The 259-nt window shown below is 70.3% G+C and carries 1 pseudogene; it reads left to right on the forward strand.

The features are described 5' to 3' along the window. Positions 1 to 259 (forward strand): annotated as a pseudogene (locus IEZ12_RS39070) (DNA methylase); the annotation flags it as partial.

The following is a 259-nucleotide window of genomic DNA, read 5'->3' on the forward strand; positions in this document are numbered from 1 at the left end:
GTACGTCATCGAACAGCCCAACGGCCGCGCGAAGGTGCGCAAGGACATCAGCCTCTGCGGCGAGATGTTCCAGCTGGGTGTCCTGCGGCACCGCAACTTCGAACTCGGCGGCTGGACCATGCCCAACCCCGCCCACCCCCGCCACCGGGGCCGGGTACGGGGCTGGCGGCACGGCCAGTACTACGACGGCCCCTACGTCGCCGCGTACGGCTCCGGCGGCGGCAAAGCCACCATCACCGAGATGCAGCACGCCATGGGC

The sequence above is a fragment of the Kitasatospora griseola genome (assembly GCF_014648555.1).
GTDB classification, from domain to species: Bacteria; Actinomycetota; Actinomycetes; order Streptomycetales; family Streptomycetaceae; genus Kitasatospora; species Kitasatospora griseola.